This window comes from Streptomyces melanosporofaciens (assembly GCF_900105695.1).
Classification (GTDB): Bacteria; Actinomycetota; Actinomycetes; order Streptomycetales; family Streptomycetaceae; genus Streptomyces; species Streptomyces antimycoticus.
Genome location: NZ_FNST01000002.1, coordinates 1,225,720 through 1,247,712 on the forward strand (window position 1 = coordinate 1,225,720; position 21,993 = coordinate 1,247,712).

Sequence of the window (21,993 nt, forward strand, 5' to 3'; positions counted from 1 at the left end):
GGACCTACTTCCAGTCGCCCTTGAGGAGCTTGCGGTACGCGTCACCGGCCGACTTCGCGGCCTTCTCGGGGGAGGTCTTGCCGGTGAGGACGTTCGGGAACTGCACCAGGATCGCCTGGAAGAGGCTGTTGCCCTCGGGGATCCAGGGGCGCTCGACGGCCTTGTCGACGGCGGCCTTGAAGAACTTCACATTGGGGTTCGCGGCCACCGACTTGTTGGAGTAGACGGAGGTGCGGGTGGGCAGCAGCGAGAGCTTCTCGGTGGTCTTGGCCTGGACCTCGGCCGAGCTCATGTACTGGGCGAAGGCGTAGGAGGCGTCCAGGTTCTTCGACCCGGCGTAGACGGTGAGGTTCTGGCCGCCCTGCGGGGCGCCCTGGCCCTTGCTGCCGGCCGGGACGGGGACCACTCCGAGGTTGGACTTGTCCTTGAACGCCTTGCCCGCGAGGGTGTCCTCGATCGCCCACGGCCCGTTGATCGTCATCGCGACGTCGCCGTTCTTGATGGCGTTCTGCATGTTGTCCCAGCCGTCGGTGGCGTCGGTCTCCGCCGCCTTGGAGATGACCAGATCCCGGGCGGTCGCGAACGCCTTGATGCCGGGCTCGTCGTCGATGGTGACCTTCTTGGCGCCGGTGTCGAGGAGGTCGCCGCCCTCGCCGTAGATGAAGGGCAGGTACCAGTAGGCGTCGTCGCCGCGCAGATACAGACCGGTCCTGCCGGTCTTCTCCTTGATCTTCTTGGCGGCGGCCTTGAGCTCGGTCCAGTCCTTGGGCGGCTGGACGCCGGCGTCCTTGAGCATCTTCTTGTTGTAGAAGAGGCCGAGGGTGTCGATGACCTGCGGTACGGCGTAGGTCTTGCCCTTGAACTTGGCGCCGGCCAGGGCCTTGGGCAGATAGTCGGACTGGTCCGCGAGGGCGGGGGTGCCGTCCAGCGGGGCGAGATAGCCGATGTTGGCGAGGTCCTGGGTCCAGGCGACCTCGGTGCGCAGCACATCGGGCGCGCCGGAGCCGCCGGAGCCCGCGGCGTTCTTGAACTTGGCCAACGCCTCGCCGAAGGGCACATTGACGTAGTTGACCTTGACGTCGGGGTGCTTCTTCTCAAAGCCGAGGGCGAGCTCCTTGTAGGTGCCCTTCTCCGCCTCGTTCGAGGTATCCCAGTAGGTCACGGTGCCGGAGAGCTTGCCGCCGGACTTCTTGTCGCCGCCGCTGCCGCCGTCGTCACCGCCGCATGCCGTCGCCGCGAGCGCCATGGCCGCGACGAGTGCGGTGGCCGCTATGCCACGTCGCATCTGAACTCCTCCAAAGCCGGCCGCTCCGTCGCGGCCCCGGGTTGCGGAGGAACGTAACAGGGCCGCAAGCCAGCCGAAAGAGCTTGCGGCAAATTTCTGCAAGGCGCCCGGCATCGTTACGTCCACGTGTCCCCGCGGTAGCCGCTCCGCTCCCGTTCGGGCGCTTGACATGCGCCCACAGCACGACCGGAGCCCCCGCCAAGGGCACCAGCGCGCCCTGCAAGCTCTTCCGCAAGGCATTGCAGAGCTGTTACGTTCGCGCCATGACCCAGGAGCTCACGACCTCCCTTCCCACCGAGCCGGTGCGACCGTCAAAGGGCCCCGGATGGTGGCGCGACGCCGTCATCTACCAGGTGTACGTGCGGTCCTTCGCCGACAGCGACGGCGACGGGATCGGCGATCTGCGCGGGGTGCGGGAGCGGCTGCCGCACCTCGCCGGGCTGGGTGTGGACGCCGTCTGGCTGACCCCCTTCTACGCCTCCCCGCAGGCCGACGGCGGCTACGACGTGGCCGACTACCGCACCGTGGACCCGCTCTTCGGCACCCTCGGCGACGCCGACGACCTGGTGCGCACCGCCCATGAGCTGGGGCTGAAGGTGATCGTGGACGTCGTCCCGAACCACAGCTCGGACCAGCACCCATGGTTCCGCGAGGCGCTCGCCGACCGGCCCGGCGGCGCGGCCCGCACCCGGTACCACTTCCGCGGCGGCCGCGGCACCCACGGCGAACTGCCGCCGAACGACTGGGAGTCGGTCTTCGGCGGCCCCGCCTGGACCCGTACCACCGATCCGGACGGCACCCCCGGCGAGTGGTATCTGCACCTGTTCGCCCCCGAGCAGCCCGACCTCAACTGGGACTCCCCGAGGTGCGTGCCGAATTCGACTCGGTGCTGCGCTTCTGGCTGGACCTGGGCGTGGACGGCTTCCGGATCGATGTCGCCCACGGCATGGTCAAGGCCGCCGGGCTGCCCGACATCGGCCGTACCGAACAGGCCAAGCTGATCGGCTCCCAGGTGCTGCCGTTCTTCGACCAGGACGGGGTGCACGAGATCCACCGCTCCTGGCGCCGGCTGCTGGACTCCTACCCCGGTGACCGGATCGGCGTCGCCGAGGCATGGGCGCCCACCTCCGAGCGGCTGGCCCTCTACGTACGCCCCGACGAGCTGCACCAGGCGTTCAACTTCCAGTTCCTCAAGTGCCCGTGGGACGCGGCCGCGATGCGCGAGGTGATCGACGAGTCGCTGGCCGCGACCCGCTCCGTCGGCGCCCCCACCACCTGGGTGCTCTCCAACCACGATGTGGTCCGGCACACCACCCGTTACTCCGACGGCGGCCCGGAGCGGGGGCTCGCCCGCGCCCGTGCCGCGGCCCTGCTCACCCTCGCGCTGCCCGGCTCGTCCTATCTCTACCAGGGCGAGGAGCTGGGCCTTCCCGAGGTGACCGATCTGCCGGACGAGCTGCGCCAGGACCCGGCCTTCTTCCGCACCTCCCCCGACGGGGAGGACGGCCAGAACGGTCAGGACGGCTTCCGCGACGGCTGCCGGGTGCCCCTGCCCTGGACCCGCTCCGGCGAGAGCTACGGCTTCGGCCCCGGCGGCAGCTGGCTGCCCCAGCCGGACGACTGGGCCGGGCTGTCCGTCGAGGCGCAGACCGGCGACCCGGGCTCCACGCTGGAGCTCTACCGCGGCGCGCTCGCGCTGCGCCGTGAGCTGCCGGGTCTGGGGGACGGGCCGATGAGCTGGCTGGAGGCCCCGGCGGGGGTGCTCGCGCTGTCCCGGCCGGGCCTGGTGTGCACGCTCAACACGCTCGGGGAAGAGGTCGAACTGCCGGTCCCGGGGCGTGCGCTGCTGTCGTCGGCGCCGCTTTCGTACGGGGCCGGAACCGTACGCATTCCGCCTGATTCGTGCGCGTGGTGGGCAATCTGACACGCGACCGGTACAGTCCCACTCCATGACCGCACGGCTTGCTGACATCGCAGCCCAGGCGGGGGTCAGCGAAGCCACCGTCAGCCGCGTCCTCAACGGCAGGCCGGGGGTGGCCGCGGCCACCCGCGAGTCCGTCCTCGCCGCTCTGGACGTCCTCGGCTATGAGCGGCCCGTGCGGTTGCGGCAGCGCAGCGCCGGGCTGGTGGGACTGATCACCCCCGAGCTGGAGAACCCGATCTTCCCCGCGCTCGCCCAGGTCATCGGGCAGGCGCTCACCCGGCAGGGCTACACCCCGGTGCTGGCCACCCAGACCCCCGGCGGCTCGACGGAGGACGAGCTGACCGAGATGCTGGTGGACCGGGGCGTGGCCGGGATCATCTTCGTCTCGGGGCTGCACGCGGACACCTCGGCCGATATGCAGCGCTATGACCAGCTGCGCGGCCAGGGTGTTCCGTTCGTGCTGGTGGACGGCTTCTCGCCGAAGGTGCGGGCGCCGTTCATCTCCCCCGACGACCGGGCGGCGATGGGGCTGGCGGTCACCCATCTGGTCTCGCTCGGGCACACCCGGATCGGTCTCGCGCTCGGGCCGAAGCGGTTCGTTCCCGTACTGCGCAAGATCGAAGGCTTCCAGCAGGCGATGCGGGACCGGCTGGGGCTCTCCCCGGAGGAGTCCGAGGAGCTGATCCAGCATTCGCTGTACACCCTGGAGGGCGGCCAGGCGGCGGCGACCGCGCTGATCGAGCGGGGCTGTACGGCGGTGGTGTGCGCGAGCGACATGATGGCGCTGGGCGCCATCCGGGCGGCCCGGCAGCGGGGTCTGGGGGTCCCTCAGAACATCTCGGTGGTCGGCTTCGACGACTCCCCGCTGATCGCCTTCACCGATCCGCCGCTGACCACGATCCGTAAGCCGGTGCAGTCGATGGGGCAGGCGGCGGTGCGGGCGCTGCTGGAGGAGATCGGCGGTACTCCGGCCCCGCCCAGCGAGTTCGTCTTCCTTCCCGAACTGGTGGTGCGCGGCTCGACGGCGTCGGCCCACGGGGTGGAGGCGCGGAGCCGGGCGGCCGGGGGCGCGGCCTAGGCCTCTACCGGGGGACGTAGGTGCATATACGCCCTATAGAGGACCCCCGGACCAGGACATAAGCAATCAAGACCCGATGCCGCGGATGATCTGCGGGTGGACGTCGTCTGGCAGACTGTTGCCCTATGGGTGGAGCGACTATCAGGACGACGGCGGGCCGAATGGCCACCCCGGCACCTCTCGCGGACACCGATGCGGCACGGGCGCCGCACCACACCCTGATGGACCGGTTGCGTACGCCCAGAAGGCCCCGGCTCTGGTTCGAGATCGTCCTCATCGCCGTCAGTTACTGGACTTATTCGCTGATTCGCAACGCCGTCCCGGAGCAGCGGCCGGAGGCGCTGCGCAACGCGGGCTGGATCTGGGAGTGGGAGCACCGGCTCGGCATGGCCTTCGAACGGGGCGTCAACCACGCGATCGACTCGGTCAGCTGGCTGATCGTGGGCATGAACTACTACTACGCGACGCTCCACTTCATCGTGACGCTCGGCGTACTGGTGTGGCTCTACCACTGGCATCCGGGCCGTTACGCCGCCACCCGGCTGGCGCTCTTCGCGACCACGGGCGTGGCCCTGCTCGGCTACTACTTCTTTCCACTGGCCCCGCCCCGGCTGATGAGCGGCGGCCATTTCATCGACACCGTGGTGGCGCACAACACCTGGGGCTCGATGGCCTCGGGAAACCTCGCCGATATGTCGAACCAGTACGCGGCGATGCCCTCGATGCACATCGGCTGGTCGCTGTGGTGCGGTCTGACCATCGCCACGCTGGCCCGTCCGGTGTGGGTGAAGGTGCTGGGGCTGCTCTACCCCTCGGCCACGCTGTTGGTGATCGTCGCCACCGCCAACCACTTCTGGATGGACGCGGTCGGCGGGGTCGTCTGTCTCTCTTTCGGATTCGTGCTGTCGTGCGCCTGGTACGGCTCGCTGCCGTACCGGCTGCCGAAGCAGGTGGCCGTGATCTGCACGGCTTGATCGTCCCCGGCGGAGCCGCCATTCTCTGTTCCGCATGTCCGACATGAGTTCAGGGGCTCCATGTGTCGCGCCGATCGACGCGGAATGAGCACGATGAGCGTGACGAAAGGGACCACCGGCCACCGTGCACACCGCCGACACCGCCGACGCTTCCGCATCCACCTCCGCATCCGCCACCGCGGCTGTCGCCGCTCCGGGCGTGCTGCTCCCCCGGCCCCGTACCGCCGGGCGGCCGCGCTTCCCGCTGGTGGCCACCGACCTCGACGGCACCCTGCTGCGCAAGGATCTGACGGTCTCGCCCCGCACCCGTGAGGCGCTCGCCCTCGTCCGGGCCGCCGGGGCGCGGCATCTGGTGGTCACCGGGCGCCCGGCCGCGTCCTGCCGGGAGTTCCTGGTCGCGATCGGCTACCGGGGGCTCGCGGTGTGCGGACAGGGCGCGCAGTTGTACGACGCCTCCGCGGACCGGCTGCTGGTCTCGGCGTCGCTGGACCGGGAGCTGGCCCGGTCGGTGGTGGAGCACACGGAGGAGGCGCTGGGCGCGGGGCCGCTGGAGCTCGCCGTGGTGACGGCGGCGCCCGAGAACCGCTTCGTCGTCACCGCCCGCTTCACCGACCGGAGGCGCCCGGAGTGGGGGCTGGCCGAGCGGGAGGAGCTGTGGGGGGCGCCGATCGAGAAGGTGCTGATGCGCCATCGGACGGTGGCGGACGGGCTGGTCGCCGCGGCCGCGGAGCGGGTGGGCGCGGGCGAGGTGGCGGTGACCCACTCCGAGAAGGGCATGATCGAGGTGCTCCCGGCCGGCACGGACAAGGGGGTGGGGCTGCAACTGGCCGCCGACCGCATGGGGTTCACCCCCGCGGAGACGATCGCGTTCGGCGACATGCCCAATGACCTTCCGCTGCTGGGCTGGGCCGGGTACGGGGTCGCGATGGGCAACGCGCATCCGGATCTGATGGCGATAGCCGATGAGGTGGCGCCGTCCCATGAAGAGGACGGGGTCGCGGTGGTGCTTGAACGGCTGTTCGCCCACCCTTGAGCGGCTCTCGCACCGCACTCGCGACCCGCTGGAGCCGCCCGCCCCGCCCTTGACTGGGCATATAGAACTAAACAAAATATCCAAGGTGCGAGCTGAACCACGAGCCGAAGCCCACTACGTCGACGAGCGCTCCGGAGCCACGTACTCCATCGACGACCCCCGCTGGTGCGGTGACGACGGGGCTCCCCTCACCGTCTCCGCACTGCCCGGCATCACCCGCGAGCAGGTGGACACCGGGGCCCGGTCACTCTGGCGCTACCGAGCGGCCCTCCCGGTGCGCATCGACGCCCCGGTGTCACTGGGTGAAGGGTGCACCCCGCTGGTCGAGAAGGGCTGGGGGGAGGATCGGATTCTGTTCAAGCTGGAGTGGTTCAGCCCCACCGGCAGCTTCAAGGACCGCGGCACCAGCGTGATGATCTCGCTCCTCGCCCAGCGCGGCGTACCGGAGGTCATCGAGGACAGCTCCGGCAACGGCGGCGCCTCCGTCTCGGCGTACTGCGCCGCGGCCGGCATCCGGGCCAGGATCCTCGCCCCCGCCACCACCTCCCCCGCGAAGATCCTCCAGAGCCGGGCGTACGGCGCCGAGGTCGAGCTGGTGCCCGGCGACCGGGACGCCACCGCGGCGGAGGCGCTGCGCCAGTCGGCCCATACGTACTACGCCAGCCACAACTGGCACCCCTTCTTCCTCCAGGGCACCAAGACCCTGGCGTACGAGCTGTGGGAGGACCTGGGCTTCACCGCACCGGACGCCGTGGTGACCGTGGCGGGCGCGGGCAGCACCGTGCTCGGCTGCGACCTCGGCTTCTCCGAGCTGCTCGCCGCGGGCCAGATCGCCCGCCGCCCCCGGCTGCTGGTGGCCCAGCCCGCCCACTGCGCACCGTTCCACGCCGCGTTCCGCGCGGGCACCGAGACCCCGGTGCCGTTCGACCACGCCCCGACCATCGCCGAGGGCACGGCGATCCGGGAGCCCGTCCGCTTCCCCGAGGTGCTGCGCGCCATCCGCCGCTCGGACGGCGACATGGCGGCCATCCCGGAGGACGCGATCGCCGCGGCGGTCCGCCGGCTGGCCGCGATGGGGCTGTACGCGGAGCCGACCAGCGCGACGGCGGCCGCGGCGATCGAGGTCTTCCGGGCCCGGGGCGCGATCCGCCCCGGCGAGACCACGGTGGTGCTGCTGACCGGGTCGGGCCTGAAGGCGGCGCCCACGATGACGGAGCTCTTCGGATGACCGAGGAGAGCGTTCAGGAGACGACGGGAACACCCGAGGACGAGCTGCTGCTCCGCGAGACCGAGAAGATCGTGGTCGCCATCGGCCGGATGTTCCCCGGGCTGTGCGAGGTGGTCCTCCACGATCTGCGCAACCCCGACCAGTCCATCCGCGCCATCGAGAGCAATCTCTCCGGCCGCGAGGTGGGCCAGCCCACCACCGAGCTGGGCCTGGCCCGGATCCAGGACCCCGGCTTCCCCGACATCGTCCAGAACTACGCCAACCGCTTCCCGGACGGCCGCCCGGCGAAAAGCACCTCGATCGGCATCAAGAACGGCGCGGGCCAGTACGTCGCCGCCATCTGCCTCAACTTGGACGTCTCGCTCTTCGGGAGCGTCGCCCGCAGCCTCAACAACCTGGTCAGGACCGATGAGCAGCAACAGCCGCTCACCGAGACCCTCCGCGCCCGCACCGCCGCCGAGCTGCGCACCGTCATCGAGGAATTCGCCGCCGCCCGCGGCCAGACCCCGCGCAGCCTGGGCACCCCCGCCAAGAAGGAACTCGTCCGCACCCTCAAGACCAGCGGCTACCTCCAGGTGAAGCACTCCGTCCAGGTGGTCACCGAACTGCTGGGCGTCTCACGGGCCACGGTCTACAACTACCTGCGCTCGCCCTGACGCCGGAGACCGCCCCTGATGACCCCGCCGATCCACCGCATCGACGTCCCCGACGTCTTCGCCGCGTCGTTCGGCGACCACGACGCCGCCGGACGCGCCTGGCTCGCCGCGCTGCCCCGGCTGGCCGCGGACCTCCTCGACCGCTGGGACCTGTGCCCGGCCGGACCCACCACCCATGGCATGGCCTCGCTCGTCCTCCCGGTGACCGGCGCGGACGGAACCCCCGCGGTCCTGAAGCTCCAGCAGGTCAGGGAGGAGACCGAGGGCGCCCCGCTGAGCCTGCGGACCTGCTCCTGGCCCGCCTGACCTCGGTACCCGCCCCTGGTGCCCTACGCCGACTGTCCGACGTCGCCACCACCATGGTCGAGCGGACGCCCGACGCCGTACCGGCCCTCCGCGACCCGGCAGAACAGCGGCTGGTCCGCGTCTGCGCCTCCGCCGTGGCCGAACTCCTCGACGAACCCGGAGACCGGCTGCTGTACTGGGACCTCCACCACGACAACATCCTCGCCGGTGAACGCGAGCCCTGGCTGGCCATCGACCCGGAACCGGCCCAGGTCACCCTCGCCACGGCCCTGCCGGCCCATCGCTAGCCACTCTGCCCTCGGCAGACTTCCGCGCGGGCATGCCGCGCACCGCGCCACCATGGCGGGATGGCCAACGACATCTCCGTGCGCCGCCTCGACCTCGGCTACTTCATCCGCCCAGCCTCGGAAACGGGCGGGCCGGAACCACGGGTCGAACCGGTGCTCGCCTATCTGGTGCGGCACGAGCGGGGGCTGATTCTCTTCGACACCGGCATCGGCGCCGCCGACCCCGAGACCGAGGCGCACTACCGCCCGCGTCGCCACGCCCTGCCGGACGCGCTGGCGGCTGCCGGGGGCGCCCTCGCGGACGTCTCACTCGTCGTGAACTGCCACCTCCACTTCGACCACTGCGGTGGCAATCCCCTGCTGGCCGACGCGCCGATCCTGGTCCAGGACGTGGAGCTGGCCACCGCGCGCGGGGGCGACTATACGTTCGACGAGCTACTGGACTTCCCCGGCGCCACGTATGAGGAACTCACCGGGGAGGCCGAGATCTGGCCGGGTGTCCATGTCGTCCCGACCCCCGGCCACACCGACGGCCATCAGTCACTGGTCATCCGCCAGCCCGACGGCACCGTGATCCTCGCCGGTCAGGCCCATGACTTCGCCTCCGAGTTCACCTCGGACCACCTGGCCCGCAGGGCCGCCCGCGACGGCATGGCGCAGCCCCTTCCCCCGTACCGCACCTGGCTGGACCGCTTCATCGACTTCGACCCCCGCCGCGTGCTTTTCGCCCACGACTGCGCGGTCTGGGAGCCGCCGGGCGACTGACGGTCTCGTCTCGCGCCTTCGGCGCCTTTGAGCATGGGTCGGGGGTGGGGGCGCGGGCGGCGTCGCCGGGCGCCGGGCCGTGAGTGGCGGGCCGGTGGCGGCTCCTGTGCACAGGGTTTGTGCCGATGCCGGACCGCCGGGGGGCAGGGGTACCCCACCAATGGCGCCGAAGGCGCGAGACGAGACCCGCACCGCACCACCGGGCCTGACCTCCGAAGCCGTCACCAACGCCGTCAACGCCTGCCGGACCAGCGGGTGCTCGGCACCTGTCACCCTCTACGCCGAGTGGGGACCGTACGGCACGCTGCGCGTTCTCGTGAGCGACGACGCTTCCGGCCCTCCCCGCCCAGCGCAGCCTTGCCCGGGACACGGCCGACGCCGGGAGCGGCCGAGGGCTGCTCATCATCGGCGGCTCCGCCACCGACTGGGGCGTCTGCCACCACGGACCGGGTCCCGGGAAGGCGATGTGGTTCCAGGTCGACGGGGTCAGTTCATAAGCGGGCCAGTTGCCCTGGCGCGGGTGCCATACGAGAGGGCTCGGAGCCCGTCTCTCTCACTTCCGGGCAACGGGACGGGTGCGCGACACCCGCGGAGCTACCGTGACTCGACAACTCCCCTGTTCCTCGGCACCTGGAGGTTTGTGTGCGGTACAAAGGACCGCTCCCGAAGCGCGTCACCGGCCGGTTCAATGCCTGGATGGTCGGCCTGCGGTCCTCTCCGCGGTGGGGGCGGTGGGTGAGTGGGCGGCTGACGGTGGTGACGTATACGGGGCGGCGGTCGGGGCGCAGTTTCAGTACGCCGGTCGCCTATGAGCGCACCGCCGATGTCGTCACGATCCGCGTCGCCATGCCCGAACGGAAGCTGTGGTGGCGGAACTTCACCGGTGAGGGCGGGCCGCTGGCGCTGGAGCTGGACGGGGGCGAGCGGGCCGGGCACGGGGTCGCTCGGGTCGATGGGAAGGGGCGCGTCACCATCACGGTGCGGCTCGGCGAGCCGCCTGTGCCGAACGGCCGCTGACGCCTACGGAATTGCCATGGACCCTTCACGCCGCGTGCTGAGCCGCTGAGTAGGATCGACGGCCACACGGGGGAAGGGCATCAATGAAACAGTTGTTGGGCGGCGCACGCCGCCGGGCGGCTCTGGTCGGCGGCGCCGTCGTGGTGCTGGTGGCGGCCGGGGTCGGGACCTGGGCCACGGACACCTGGCCGTTCGATGGGAAAGACAGCTACTGCTGGGGCGCCTGGAAAGAGGACAGCGGACCGGAGTTCCTGAGCGGCGAGGCCCTCGACGAGGACAACGCGAGCCGTACGTCCAAGGAGACCGCGCCGACGCCGCGGCGGCCGCGCGGGCGGTGCACCGTGGCGCTCCACTCCGAGCGCTACAGCAGCGATGGCGACAAGGTCACGGAGGAGACCGAGGTCACGGTCGTCTACGGCCCCGCGCCCGAGGACGCCGCGCGGCGCATGGAGTGGATCGGCGGATATCTCGGCGACCGGGCGATGCCGCTGCCCGACCGGCTGCCGGGCGCCACCGACGGCGCTCATGCGCTGCTGGTGCTGCCCACGGGGTGCGACACCCGCGACGGGCGGCCGACCGCGGTGACGCTCGACTCGACGGCGCGGTCGGTCTACCCCGACTCCACGATGTCGGCCAGTGCGGGGCTCGGCGGCTCCCAGTCCGTGGCCCGGCTGCTCGTGACGGTCGCCAACCGGGCGATGGAGAAGGCGGGTTGCGCCCCGGCCAAGCCGCTCGATGCCGTATCGCCGATGCCCACCCTGCCCGAGGAGGAGGAGTCCTTCTTCACCCGCGCCTGCCGGATCAGGGGCCTGGAGTTCGGCGAGAAGGAGGCCCGCGACCTGGAGTATCAGGTCGGCGCGGTCACCCGGGATCTCCAGTCCTGTTCGGTACGGACGGAGCACGGCGAAGGCCGGTACTTCGACGCCCTGATGGTCGCCGAGCCGCGGCTCTCCGCGCTGTTCGACGGGGCCACGGGCAGCAAGGCGCCGGCGCGCGGCTGGCGCGGTACGGGGGTCTTCGCCGACGACTACAAGGTCGTACGGGCCGACTGCGCGGGGCGCCCGCTCACCGTGCTGATGCTCGCCCCGTCGCTGCACGAGACGACTCCGTACTTCGCCGCCTTCGCCGACGCCGTGGCGCGACGCGTCGGTTGCGCGCCCGTCGCACCTGGGAGTTCCAGCCGATGAACGACTCCGAGAACAACGAGAACGACGAAAGCAACGAAGCCAACGAGAGCGGCACCCACGTGCCGCTGCACGAGCGGCGCCGCCCCGTGTGGCACTGGCAGCGCGTGGCCCGCTCCCGGCCCCGGCTGGGCGTGATCATGGCCGTGGTCGGAGCCGTCGTGGGAGCGCTGCTCGGCGGCGCGGGGGTGGCCTGGCGGGCCGAGGCGGGTCCGTTCGCGGACGACCGGGCCTGCTGGGGAGCGTTCGGTCAGGACGATGTGGCGGCGCTGTTCGGCGGCAAGAGGGACATCAAGACCTCCGAGGTGCCCATCTCCACCGATCGCATCGGCACCGAGGGCCCCTCGGGCGAATGCCGTCTGACGTCGCCGCGCGGGCGGCGGATCACGGTCGAGACGCACCGGCTGGACTCCGGGTTCGGCGGCGCGGGCGACCGGTGGGCCGATGAGTTCCTGTCCGCGCGGCTCACCCCGCTGGGCGACGGGCTGCTGGGCATGGCCTCGGACACCCGGGCCTGGCTCGCGGTGCCCGACGGCTGTATCGGCCGGCCGAGCGGGCTGGACGTCAACGGCGGCCCCACCGTGATCGACATGGAGACCGGCTGGACCGTCTACGACGACGAGGTGGACACCGAGGCCCGCGACGCGCTCGCCCGCGCCGTGGTCAAGCTGGTCAACCACTACATGGCCGACAAGGGATGCACGGGCGAGATCGCCGACCCGGTCCGCCGGATGTCCGGGCCACCGCGGGCCCTGGACGAGAAGAAGGACGCGATGTGCGACGTCAAGGGGCTGCGGCTCCCGGCCGCGTTCTACCACGGAGCGAGGGGCGGCACCGTACTGACCCAGGGCGACGGCCCGGTGCGCACCTGCGACCGCGATGTGCTCTTCGGCCACCCCCAGCTGCGGCTGATGACCATCGAGGACCCCCGGCTGGCGATGCTCTACGACGGACTGTCCCGGGACGGCGCCAAGGACCGGGTGAGCGCCGGTGAGCAGGACGGACACGGTTTCGTCCGCGACGACATGGGGCTGTTCCAGGCCGAGTGCCAGACCGGTCAGGTCACCTTCCTGGTCCGGGCGGAGAACGGCGACCACCCCGGGGACATCCGTACGATCCTCCCCCGCTACGTGGCCGCGGAGGCCGACCGGATCGGCTGCGGCCCGCTGCGCGTCACCCTGCCCGCGGACGGCTAGGGGTGCCCGGCGGATCTTGACGCCTGCGGCGGGCTGCTCCGGGAGCTCCGCCCCGGACCCCCTGTACGCCCTTCGGGCATGTCCTCAATCGCCGGACGGGCTGGTTTCAGCCCGTCCGGCGATTGAGGACCGGGGTCCGGGGCGGAGCCCCGGTCAGGGCCCGGCTGTGCCCGGTCGGCGCCGATCCTCGGTCAGCTCTCGTAGTCGTAGAAGAGCCGCTCCACCACCGCCCGCGCCCGGCGGGTGATACGGCGGTAGTCGTCCAGCATCTCGCCGACGTGGCCGGGGCCGTAGCCCAGGTAGCGGCCCACCGCGGCCAGTTCGCGGACGTCCGTGGGGAAGGTGTCGCCCGCGCGGCCGCGGACCAGCATGACGGCGTTGCGGACGCGGCTGGCGAGGACCCATGCCTCGTCCAGGGTCTGGGCGTCCTCGGTGGAGATCAGCTCGGCGGCGTGGGCGGCGGCCAGGGCCTCGCGGGTGCGGGTGGTGCGCAGGCCCGGCTCGGCCCAGCCGTGGCGCATCTGGAGGAGCTGGACGGTCCACTCGACATCGCTGAGACCGCCCCGGCCCAGCTTGGCGTGGGTGGTGGGGTCGGCCCCGCGCGGCAGCCGCTCGGACTCCATCCGGGCCTTGAGCCGCCGGATCTCGCGGATCGCGTCCTCGCCCAGCCCCTCGGCCGGATACCGCAGCGGATCGATCAACTCGATGAACCGCCGGCCAAGCCCGGGGTCGCCGGCCACCGGCTCGGCGCGCAGCAGCGCCTGGCTCTCCCACACCAGCGACCAGCGGCGGTAGTAGGCGGCGTACGAGCCCAGCGTGCGCACCAGCGGCCCGGACTTGCCCTCGGGGCGCAGATCGGCGTCGATGAGCAGGGGCGGGTCGGCGGTGGGGAGCTGGAGCAGCCGGCGCATCTCGTTGGCCACGGCGAAGGCGGCGCGGGCGGCCTCCTGTTCGTCGGCCCCCTCGCGCGGCTCATGGACGAAGAGCACATCCGCGTCGGAGCCGTAGCTGAGCTCATGGCCGCCGAAGCGGCCCAGGCCGATGACGGCGAAGCGGGTGGGCAGCTCATCGCCCCAGGTGTCGCGGACGGCGGCGCGCAGGGCGCCGGCGAGGGTCGCGGCGTTCAGATCGGAGAGGGCGTCGCCGACCATGTCGATCAGCGCCGCGGCGTCCACGGGCGGTTCGGCGGCGGGGCCGGCGGGCCGGGCCGGCATATGGGGTTCGGATTCCCGCAGGGCGCTGGGGACCTCGGGGGCCCTGGCCGGCGAGGGGGCGGGCGCCGTCACCGTCGGTCCCGTGGCCCGGCCCGGCGTCCGCTCCTCCGACAGCGGCCAGCTCACCGTCGGGCGCACCTCGCCGTTGGCCAGCCGGGCGCTTTCGATGACGTCCGCGGCCGCCGTACGGAACATCTCGCGCCGCCGCACCCCGCGCGCCACCGCGACCGCCTGCTCGGCGCCGTCGGCGCGGCCGACGGCGGCCAGCACCTCCTGCTCCAGATGGGCCCGGCCGCGCGGGCGCAGCCCCTCCGGGTCGCCGAGCAGGGCGACCGCCTCGGGGGCGCGCAGCAGCAGATCGGGGGCGAGCCGCCCGGCAGAGAGCACCCGGGCCAGGTTCTCGGCGGCGGCGCCCTCGTCGCGCAGCAGCCGCAGGTACCAGGGCGTCTTGCCGAGCGCGTCCGAGACCTTGCGGAAGCCCAGCAGCCCGGCATCCGGGTCGGCGGAATCGGCGAACCAGCCCAGCAGCACCGGCAGCAACGTCCGCTGAATCGCCGCTTTTCGGGTCACACCGGAGGCCAGCGCCTCCAGATGGCGGAGCGCACCGGCCGGGTCCGCGTATCCCAGGGCGGTGAGGCGCTGACCGGCCGCCTTGGGGCTGAGCCTAATCTCGCCGGGCTGGAGCTGGGCGACGGCGTCCAGCAGCGGCCGGTAGAAGAGCTTCTCGTGCAGCCGCCGCACTTCGCGGGCGTGCCGCCGCCAGGCGGTGCCCAGTTCGGTCACCGGCTCGGTGCGGAACCCCAGCGACCGGCCGAGGCGGCGCTGATCGGCCTCGCCCTCGGGCATCAGATGGGTGCGGCGCAGCCGGTAGAGCTGGAGGCGGTGCTCCATGGTGCGCAGAAAGCGGTACGCGGCGTCCAGCGCGGCGGCGTCGGTGCGCCCCACGTAGCCGCCCGCGGCCAGGGCCGCGAGCGCGTCCAGCGTCGTACCGCTGCGCAGCGACTCATCCGACCGCCCGTGCACCAACTGCAGGAGCTGGACGGCGAACTCGACGTCGCGCAGCCCCCCGGGGCCCAGCTTGAGCTCGCGGTCGACCTCGGAGACGGGGATGTTCTCGACCACCCGGCGGCGCATCTGCTGCACATCGGGGATGAAGTTCTCGCGCTCGACGGCCTGCCAGACCATCGGCGCCAGGGCGTCCACATACGCCTGGCCGAGCCCGGCGTCGCCCGCCATCGGCCGGGCCTTCAGCAGCGCCTGGAACTCCCAGGTCTTGGCCCAGCGCTGGTAGTACGCCAGATGGCTGGAGAGGGTCCGCACCAGCGGGCCGTTGCGCCCCTCGGGGCGGAGGTTGGCGTCCACGGGCCAGATGGTGCCCTCGACGGTGACATCGGAGCAGACCCGCATCAGCCGGGAGGCGAGCCGGGTGGCGGCCCGCACCGCCTCGTCCTCCTGGACCCCCTCGACCGCCTCCGCCACGAAGATCACGTCCACATCGGAGACGTAATTGAGCTCGCGGCCGCCGCATTTGCCCATGCCGATCACGGCCAGCTTGCAGGCGGCGGCGTCCTGCGGCTCCTCCTCGGCCGCGATCTCCAGCGCGGCCCGCAGCGTCGCGGTCGCCAGGTCGGCGAGTTCCGCGGCCGTCTGGGTGATGTCGATGGTGCCGCACACATCGCGGGCCGCGATGGCCAGCAGCGCCCGGCGGTAGGCGGCGCGCAACGCGTCGGGCCGGGGCAGCCCCGCCCCGGGCGCGCCCCAGACCCCCTCGGCCAGGGCCCGCTCGAACTCGGGGGTGGCCGGATGCAGATCGGCCGACTCATAGGTCACCAGGGCGTGCCAGTCCCCCGGATGGCGGGCGAGGTGGTCACCCAGCGCCTCGGAGGCGCCGAGCACCCCGAGCAGCCGGTCGCGCAGCGGCTTGGCGGTGACGAGGGTGTCCAGCAGCGCCTGCCGCGAACCGGCCCGCTGCCCGCCGTTCGGCTCCCCCGCCTCCCCCTCGTCCTCCGGCAGCGCCTCGACGAGCCGTACGAGCCCGAGCAGCGCCAGATCCGGGTCGGCGGTCGCGCCGAGCGCCTCCAGCAGCACCGAATCGCTGCGCACCGAGGCCAGCTCGGGCGCGTCCAGCAGCCGCTGGGCGACCGAGGCGTCGGTGAAACCGTGCCGCAGCAGCCGGGTGACATTGCTGCTCCTGCGTCCCTGTGGTACGGACATCCGCCGCCTCCCGTCCCTGGTCGACTCCGCGCCGCTCGACCACCCGCAACCGATGATCAAAGGCGCCGCTGACGAGCCTAAGCGACCCCGAGGGCGAAGCGGCAGGTCCGGGCGGGGTCAGGCCGACGAGGGTGGGGCGCGCCCGCGCCCCACCCTCGCCCGTCCGCTACAGCACCGGCAGCATCTTCCGCAGCTCGAACGGGGTCACCTCGGAGCGGTACTCCTCCCACTCCTGCTTCTTGTTGCGCAGGAAGAAGTCGAAGACATGCTCCCCGAGCGTCTCCGCGACCAGTTCGCTGCGCTCCATCAGGTCGATCGCCTCGCCCAGGTTCTGTGGCAGCGGCTCGATGCCGAGCGAGCGGCGCTCGGCGTCGGAGAGGGCCCAGACGTCGTCGTCGGCGCCGGCCGGGAGTTCATAGCCGCCCTCGATGCCCTTGAGCCCGGCCGCGAGCAGCACCGCGTAGGCCAGGTAGGGGTTGGCGCCGGTGTCCAGGGAGCGGACCTCGATGCGGGTGGAGCCGGTCTTGCCGGGCTTGTAGAGGGGGACGCGGACGAGGGCGGAGCGGTTGTTGTGGCCCCAGCAGATGTAGGAGGGGGCCTCGCCGCCCGCGCCGGCGGTGCGCTTGGAGCCGCCCCAGATGCGCTTGTAGGAGTTGACCCACTGGTTGGTCACGGCGGAGATCTCCCCGGCGTGGCGGAGCAGCCCCGCGATGAAGGAGCGGCCCACCTTGGAGAGCTGGAACTCGGAGCCGGACTCGTAGAAGGCGTTGCGGTCGCCCTCGAAGAGGGAGAGGTGGGTGTGCATGCCCGAGCCGGGGAATTCGGAGAACGGCTTGGGCATGAACGTGGCCTGTACGCCCTGCTCCAGCGCGACCTGCTTCATGACCAGGCGGAAGGTCATGATGTTGTCGGCGGTGGAGAGCGCGTCGGCGTAGCGCAGATCGATCTCCTGCTGGCCGGGGGCGCCCTCGTGGTGGGAGAACTCGACCGAGATGCCCATCGATTCGAGCATGGTGATCGCCTGGCGGCGGAAGTCCATGCCGATGTTCTGCGGGGTGTGGTCGAAGTAGCCGGAGGAGTCGGCGGGCACCGGGCGGGTGCCGTCCACCGGCTTCTGGTTGAGCAGGAAGAACTCGATCTCGGGGTGGGTGTAGAAGGTGAACCCGAGGTCGGAGGTCTTGGCGAGGATGCGCTTGAGGACGAAGCGGGGGTCGGCGAAGGACGGTGAGCCGTCCGGCATCAGGATGTCGCAGAACATCCGGGCGGTCCCGGGGGCCTCGGCGCGCCAGGGCAGGATCTGGAACGTCCCGGGGTCCGGCTTGGCGATCATGTCGGATTCGTAGACGCGGGCGAAGCCCTCGATCGCGGAGCCGTCGAAGCCGATGCCTTCGTCGAAGGCGCCCTCGAGTTCGGCCGGCGCGACGGCCACGGACTTCAGGAAGCCGAGCACATCGGTGAACCAGAGCCGCACGAACCGGATGTCGCGCTCTTCGAGCGTGCGGAGCACGAACTCCTGCTGCTTATCCATGGTCCCCTATCCTTGCAGGTCAAACGGCTCTTTTCGCGGGCGCGGGGCACCTTCCGCAGCCCAGTATCACGCGGTGGGATTACACGGAGGTTTCGTCCGGACTCTCCGGTCTCCCCTCAGCCTCACCACGATGTGTGCATCGTACTTTCACCCGGCCGGTCCCGGCCCCGGACGTTCCGTGCCCACCGTGGCGCCTGCGGGAGCTCCATACCCCTTGGGGGTAGGGTGCCGACTATCACGATGATCAAACGGTCAGATGATGATCTGAACGGTCAAATGGAGGCGGCGGTGCACCAAGGCCCTGTCCGGTGGATCTTCGCGCCCGTGACATCAGCGACTGACGCCGGCCCGCGGAAATCCGCCGGGCAGGGCCTGAGCCCCTCACCCCACAGCCGACCGCTGATGCGTCGCATAGAGCGGCGCGTCGGCCGCCCGCCCTTTCGGCGGGGCGGCGGACGCGCCACCCCTCACGCATCCGGCACACATCAGCATTGGGGTACTGACTCATGCACGAAAAGACTCGCCGTGCCATGCTCGGCACGGGCATCGCCGCCGCGGGCAGCGGTCTGCTCGCGGCCTGTGGCTCCCCCGGCCCCCACCCCCGGGCCGCGGGCCACGACGGTATGGACAGCAACGCGATGGGCGCCCCCGCCCGGGCCGGCGCGCCCGCGGAGGGCGCCCCGGCGGAGTACATCTCCCCCCACGGCCCGGAGGTCGCCGCGACCGAGCAGCGGCGGGGCCCCGGCCCGGTGCGGACGTTCCGGCTCACCGCCACCGCGACCACCCTGGACATCGGCGCCCGCAAGGTGGCGTCCTGGGCGTACGAGGACCAGGTGCCGGGCCAGGAGATCCGGGTGACCGCGGGCGACACGATCGCCCTCACCCTCGCCAACAACCTGCCGCAGCCCACCACCCTGCACTGGCACGGCATCCGGCTGCGCAACGACATGGACGGCGTCCCGGGGGTGACCCAGCGCCCGGTCAAGACCGGCGCCGCCTTCGACTACCGCTTCACCGCGTTCTACCCGGGCACCTACTGGGTCCATCCGCACTCGGGCGTCCAGCTCGACCGGGGGCTGTACGCCCCGCTGATCGTGGAGGATCCCAAGGAGCCGCTGAAGTACGACAAGGAGTGGGTCGTCGTCCTCGACGACTGGCTCGACGGAGTGGGCGGCCGCACCCCGGACACGGAGCTCGAGCGGCTGGGCGGCGGCAAGGGCGGCCACTCCATGGGGGACGAGGGCGAACGAGCCGCCGAGGGCGCGGCCAAAGGCACGGCCGCGGGCGCCGCGAAGCGCGCCGCGGCCCGGCCCGCGGCGCCGAAGAAGGCCGCACCCGCCGCGCCCATGGAGAGCGAGCTGCTGGGCGGCCACGCGGGCGATGTCACCTACCCCTACTACCTGGTCAACGGGCGCAGCCCGGAGTCCCCGCAGGTCTTCCGCGCCAAGCGCGGGGACCGGATCCGCATCCGCCTCATCAACGCGGGCGGCGACACCGCCTTCCGCGTCGCCCTCGGCGGCCACCGGATGACCGTCACCCACACCGACGGCTACCCCGTCGTACCGGCCAAGACGGACGCGCTGCTGCTGGGCATGGGCGAGCGCTACGACGTGCTGGTGACCGTCAAGGACGGGATCTTCCCGCTCGCCGTCCTCGCCGAGGGCAAGGGGCGCTCCGCGATGGCGGTGCTGCGCACCCGCGGCAAGAGCCCGGTGAAGTTCCCACGCCCCAAGGAGCTGGACGGCGAGCTGCTCACCGCGGACCGGCTGAAGGCGGCGGAGGACGTACGCCTGACGCCCAAGGAGCCCGACCGCATCATCCGGATGCGGCTCACCGGCTCGATGCGGCGCTACGACTGGGCGATCAACGGCCGCCCGTACGACCCCGCGCAGCGCTATCCGGTGCGGGCCGGTGAGCGGGTGCGGATCTCCTTCATCAACGGCACCGACATGTGGCATCCGATGCATCTGCACGGCCACACCTTCGGGCTGCCGGACGGTGGCCCCCGTAAGGACACCACGATCCTGCGGCCGCACCACAAGGTGAACGTGGATCTCGACGCCGACAATCCGGGGCTGTGGATGGTCCACTGCCACAACGTCTACCACTCGGAGTCCGGGATGATGACCATCCTCGGCTACCAGAAGTAGCCGCAGCGTCCGGGACGGCCCGGCCCCCGGAGGCGAAGGGGCCGGGCGGAATCCGCCCGGGCGCGGCGGGCCGCATGAGAAGACTGCCGGCGTGAGAAGACTGCCGGCGTGAGAAGGCCGGCGGTGCGCGAGAAGGCCGCATGCGTGAGAAGGCAGACACCCCCGGCTATCGCGTCAGACAGACGATTACACTGGGCGCGTGCCTCAACTTCGCCTCGCTCTGAACCAGATCGACTCGACCGTCGGAGACCTCGACGGCAATACCGAGTCGATACTCCACTGGACCCGGCACTCCGCCGAGCAGGGCGCCCATCTGGTGGCGTTCCCCGAGATGGTGCTGACCGGCTACCCCGTCGAGGACCTGGCGCTGCGCTCGTCCTTCGTCGAGGCGTCGCGTGCGGCCCTGCACGCGCTCGCCGAGCGGCTCAACGCCGAGGGGCTGGGCGAGCTGCCGGTGGTCGTCGGCTATCTCGACCGCAGCGAGCGCGCCCGGCGCTACGGCCAGCCGGCCGGCTCACCGCAGAACGCGGGCGCCGTGCTGCACCGCGGCACGGTCGCCCTGACCTTCGCCAAGCACCATCTGCCGAACTACGGCGTCTTCGACGAGTTCCGCTACTTCGTGCCCGGCGACACCCTGCCCATGGTGCGCGTCCACGGCATCGACGTCGCGCTCGCCATCTGCGAGGACCTGTGGCAGGACGGCGGCCGGGTGCCGGCGAGCTGTTCGGCGGGGCCGGGCTGCTGCTGTCGATCAACGCCTCGCCGTATGAGCGGGAGAAGGACGACACCCGGCTGGACCTGGTGCGCAAGCGGGCCCAGGAGGCGGGCTGCACCACCGCGTATCTGGCGATGATCGGCGGCCAGGACGAGCTGGTCTTCGACGGCGACTCGATCGTCGTGGACCGGGACGGCGAAGTCATCGCGCGCGCCCCGCAGTTCGCCGAGGGCTGTGTGCTGCTCGACCTCGAGCTGCCCGCCGCCGACCCGGACTCCGTCCCAGAGGGGGTCGTGGACGACGGGCTGCGCATCGACCATGTCACCCTCTCCGCCGACCCGCTGCCCCGCTACGAGCCGGAGCTCGCGGGCGGCGAGGCCGAGCGGCTCGGCGACGACGAGGAGGTCTACACGGCGCTGGTCGTGGGGCTGCGGGCGTATGCGGCGAAGAACGGCTTCCGCAGTGTGCTGATCGGGCTCTCCGGCGGGATCGACTCCGCGCTGGTGGCCGCCATCGCCTGTGACGCGGTCGGCGCGCAGAACGTGTACGGCGTCGCGATGCCCTCGCGCTACTCCTCCGAACACTCCGTCGACGACGCCACCGAGCTGGCGCGGCGCACCGGGCTCAACTTCCGCACGGTCCCGATCGCCCCGATGTTCGACGCCTATATGGGCTCCCTGCAGCTCACCGGGCTGGCCGAGGAGAACCTGCAGTCGCGGCTGCGCGGCACGATGCTGATGGCGATCTCCAACCAGGAGGGCCATATCGTCCTCGCCCCGGGCAACAAGTCCGAGCTGGCCTGCGGCTACTCCACGCTCTACGGGGACTCGGTCGGCGCGTACGGCCCGATCAAGGACGTCTACAAGACGTCCATCTTCCGTCTGGCGAAATGGCGTAACCGCGCGGCGGAAGAGCGGGGCCAGACCCCGCCCATCCCAGAGAACTCGATCACCAAGCCGCCGAGCGCCGAGCTGCGCCCCGGCCAGGTCGACACCGACTCGCTCCCCGACTACGAGATCCTCGACCGGATCCTGGAGCTGTACGTCGACCGCGACCAGGGGCGTCAGGACATCGTGGCGGCGGGGTACGACGACCCGCTGGTGACCCGGATCCTGCGGCTCGTGGACACCGCCGAGTACAAGCGCCGACAGTACCCGCCGGGCACGAAGATCTCCGCGAAGGGCTTCGGCAAGGACCGCCGGCTGCCCATCACCAACCGCTGGCGCGAGCGCACCTGAG

At 71.6% G+C, this 21,993-nt stretch carries 13 protein-coding genes and 3 pseudogenes; 13 read left to right on the forward strand and 3 right to left on the reverse strand.

Annotation, left to right across the window (positions count from 1 at the left end):
* Positions 1-4 precede the first annotated feature (4 nt).
* Complete coding sequence (locus tag BLV72_RS08095) at positions 5-1,285, reverse strand: extracellular solute-binding protein (RefSeq protein WP_093461247.1); 1,281 nt, start codon at positions 1,283-1,285, stop codon at positions 5-7.
* 263 nt (positions 1,286-1,548) lie between these two features.
* On the opposite strand from BLV72_RS08095, the pseudogene BLV72_RS08100 reads away from it, so the two are divergent.
* The 11 genes and pseudogenes from BLV72_RS08100 to BLV72_RS08155 all read left to right on the forward strand — a co-directional run bounded on the left by BLV72_RS08100 (position 1,549) and on the right by BLV72_RS08155 (position 12,933).
* Positions 1,549-3,209, forward strand: a pseudogene (locus BLV72_RS08100) (glycoside hydrolase family 13 protein).
* Between the two features lie 25 nt (positions 3,210-3,234).
* Complete coding sequence (locus BLV72_RS08105) at positions 3,235-4,287, forward strand: LacI family DNA-binding transcriptional regulator (RefSeq protein WP_093461248.1); 1,053 nt, start codon at positions 3,235-3,237, stop codon at positions 4,285-4,287.
* A gap of 125 nt (positions 4,288-4,412) precedes the next feature.
* A complete protein-coding gene (locus BLV72_RS08110; RefSeq protein ID WP_093461250.1) occupies positions 4,413-5,261 on the forward strand; it encodes a phosphatase PAP2 family protein in 849 nt (282 codons plus the stop codon).
* Between the two features lie 124 nt (positions 5,262-5,385).
* The gene (locus tag BLV72_RS08115) at positions 5,386-6,294 is read left to right on the forward strand and encodes an HAD family hydrolase (protein WP_244320693.1); all 909 of its coding nucleotides are present in this window, start codon (positions 5,386-5,388) and stop codon (positions 6,292-6,294) included.
* Positions 6,242-7,522: a threonine synthase gene (locus tag BLV72_RS08120; protein ID WP_244320694.1), complete on the forward strand. Its 1,281-nt coding sequence runs from the start codon at positions 6,242-6,244 to the stop codon at positions 7,520-7,522. Before BLV72_RS08115 ends, BLV72_RS08120 begins: the two co-directional genes overlap by 53 nt.
* On the forward strand, positions 7,519-8,178 hold the full coding sequence (locus tag BLV72_RS08125; protein WP_093461253.1) for a helix-turn-helix transcriptional regulator: 660 nt from the start codon (positions 7,519-7,521) through the stop codon (positions 8,176-8,178). Before BLV72_RS08120 ends, BLV72_RS08125 begins: the two co-directional genes overlap by 4 nt.
* An 18-nt stretch (positions 8,179-8,196) precedes the next feature.
* Positions 8,197-8,729: pseudogene (locus BLV72_RS08130) on the forward strand (aminoglycoside phosphotransferase family protein); the annotation flags it as partial.
* 102 nt (positions 8,730-8,831) lie between these two features.
* Positions 8,832-9,536 (forward strand): MBL fold metallo-hydrolase, encoded by a 705-nt coding sequence (locus BLV72_RS08135; protein ID WP_093461254.1) that lies wholly within the window; start codon positions 8,832-8,834, stop codon positions 9,534-9,536.
* Between the two features lie 642 nt (positions 9,537-10,178).
* The gene (locus tag BLV72_RS08145; protein ID WP_093461255.1) at positions 10,179-10,553 is read left to right on the forward strand and encodes a hypothetical protein; all 375 of its coding nucleotides are present in this window, start codon (positions 10,179-10,181) and stop codon (positions 10,551-10,553) included.
* A gap of 83 nt (positions 10,554-10,636) precedes the next feature.
* Positions 10,637-11,740 (forward strand): hypothetical protein, encoded by a 1,104-nt coding sequence (locus BLV72_RS08150; protein WP_093461257.1) that lies wholly within the window; start codon positions 10,637-10,639, stop codon positions 11,738-11,740.
* Positions 11,737-12,933 (forward strand): hypothetical protein, encoded by a 1,197-nt coding sequence (locus BLV72_RS08155; RefSeq protein ID WP_093461258.1) that lies wholly within the window; start codon positions 11,737-11,739, stop codon positions 12,931-12,933. Before BLV72_RS08150 ends, BLV72_RS08155 begins: the two co-directional genes overlap by 4 nt.
* 191 nt (positions 12,934-13,124) lie before the next feature.
* Here BLV72_RS08155 and BLV72_RS08160 read toward each other — a convergent pair whose 3' ends face one another.
* Positions 13,125-16,361 (reverse strand): bifunctional [glutamine synthetase] adenylyltransferase/[glutamine synthetase]-adenylyl-L-tyrosine phosphorylase, encoded by a 3,237-nt coding sequence (locus BLV72_RS08160; protein ID WP_093461259.1) that lies wholly within the window; start codon positions 16,359-16,361, stop codon positions 13,125-13,127.
* 166 nt (positions 16,362-16,527) lie between these two features.
* Positions 16,528-17,889 carry a glutamine synthetase family protein gene (locus BLV72_RS08165; RefSeq protein WP_078641050.1) on the reverse strand — a complete coding sequence of 454 codons (1,362 nt, stop codon included), beginning with the start codon at positions 17,887-17,889 and terminating at the stop codon, positions 16,528-16,530.
* Between the two features lie 506 nt (positions 17,890-18,395).
* On the opposite strand from BLV72_RS08165, the gene BLV72_RS08170 reads away from it, so the two are divergent.
* Both BLV72_RS08170 and BLV72_RS08175 read left to right on the forward strand, forming a co-directional pair.
* Positions 18,396-20,039 (forward strand): multicopper oxidase family protein, encoded by a 1,644-nt coding sequence (locus BLV72_RS08170; RefSeq protein WP_093461261.1) that lies wholly within the window; start codon positions 18,396-18,398, stop codon positions 20,037-20,039.
* 199 nt (positions 20,040-20,238) lie between these two features.
* Positions 20,239-21,992, forward strand: a pseudogene (locus BLV72_RS08175) (NAD+ synthase).
* Position 21,993: the final 1 nt, after the last annotated feature.

Excerpts from the sequence above, each read along its gene's own strand:
- BLV72_RS08095 (WP_093461247.1), bottom strand. The coding sequence starts at position 1,285 with ATGCGACGTGGCATAGCGGCCACCGCACTCGTCGCGGCCATGGCGCTC.
- BLV72_RS08105 (WP_093461248.1), top strand. The coding sequence starts at position 3,235 with ATGACCGCACGGCTTGCTGACATCGCAGCCCAGGCGGGGGTCAGCGAA.
- BLV72_RS08110 (WP_093461250.1), top strand. The coding sequence starts at position 4,413 with ATGGGTGGAGCGACTATCAGGACGACGGCGGGCCGAATGGCCACCCCG.
- BLV72_RS08120 (WP_244320694.1), top strand. The coding sequence starts at position 6,242 with ATGAAGAGGACGGGGTCGCGGTGGTGCTTGAACGGCTGTTCGCCCACC.
- BLV72_RS08125 (WP_093461253.1), top strand. The coding sequence starts at position 7,519 with ATGACCGAGGAGAGCGTTCAGGAGACGACGGGAACACCCGAGGACGAG.
- BLV72_RS08135 (WP_093461254.1), top strand. The coding sequence starts at position 8,832 with ATGGCCAACGACATCTCCGTGCGCCGCCTCGACCTCGGCTACTTCATC.
- BLV72_RS08150 (WP_093461257.1), top strand. The coding sequence starts at position 10,637 with ATGAAACAGTTGTTGGGCGGCGCACGCCGCCGGGCGGCTCTGGTCGGC.
- BLV72_RS08155 (WP_093461258.1), top strand. The coding sequence starts at position 11,737 with ATGAACGACTCCGAGAACAACGAGAACGACGAAAGCAACGAAGCCAAC.
- BLV72_RS08160 (WP_093461259.1), bottom strand. The coding sequence starts at position 16,361 with ATGTCCGTACCACAGGGACGCAGGAGCAGCAATGTCACCCGGCTGCTG.
- BLV72_RS08165 (WP_078641050.1), bottom strand. The coding sequence starts at position 17,889 with ATGGATAAGCAGCAGGAGTTCGTGCTCCGCACGCTCGAAGAGCGCGAC.
- BLV72_RS08170 (WP_093461261.1), top strand. The coding sequence starts at position 18,396 with ATGCACGAAAAGACTCGCCGTGCCATGCTCGGCACGGGCATCGCCGCC.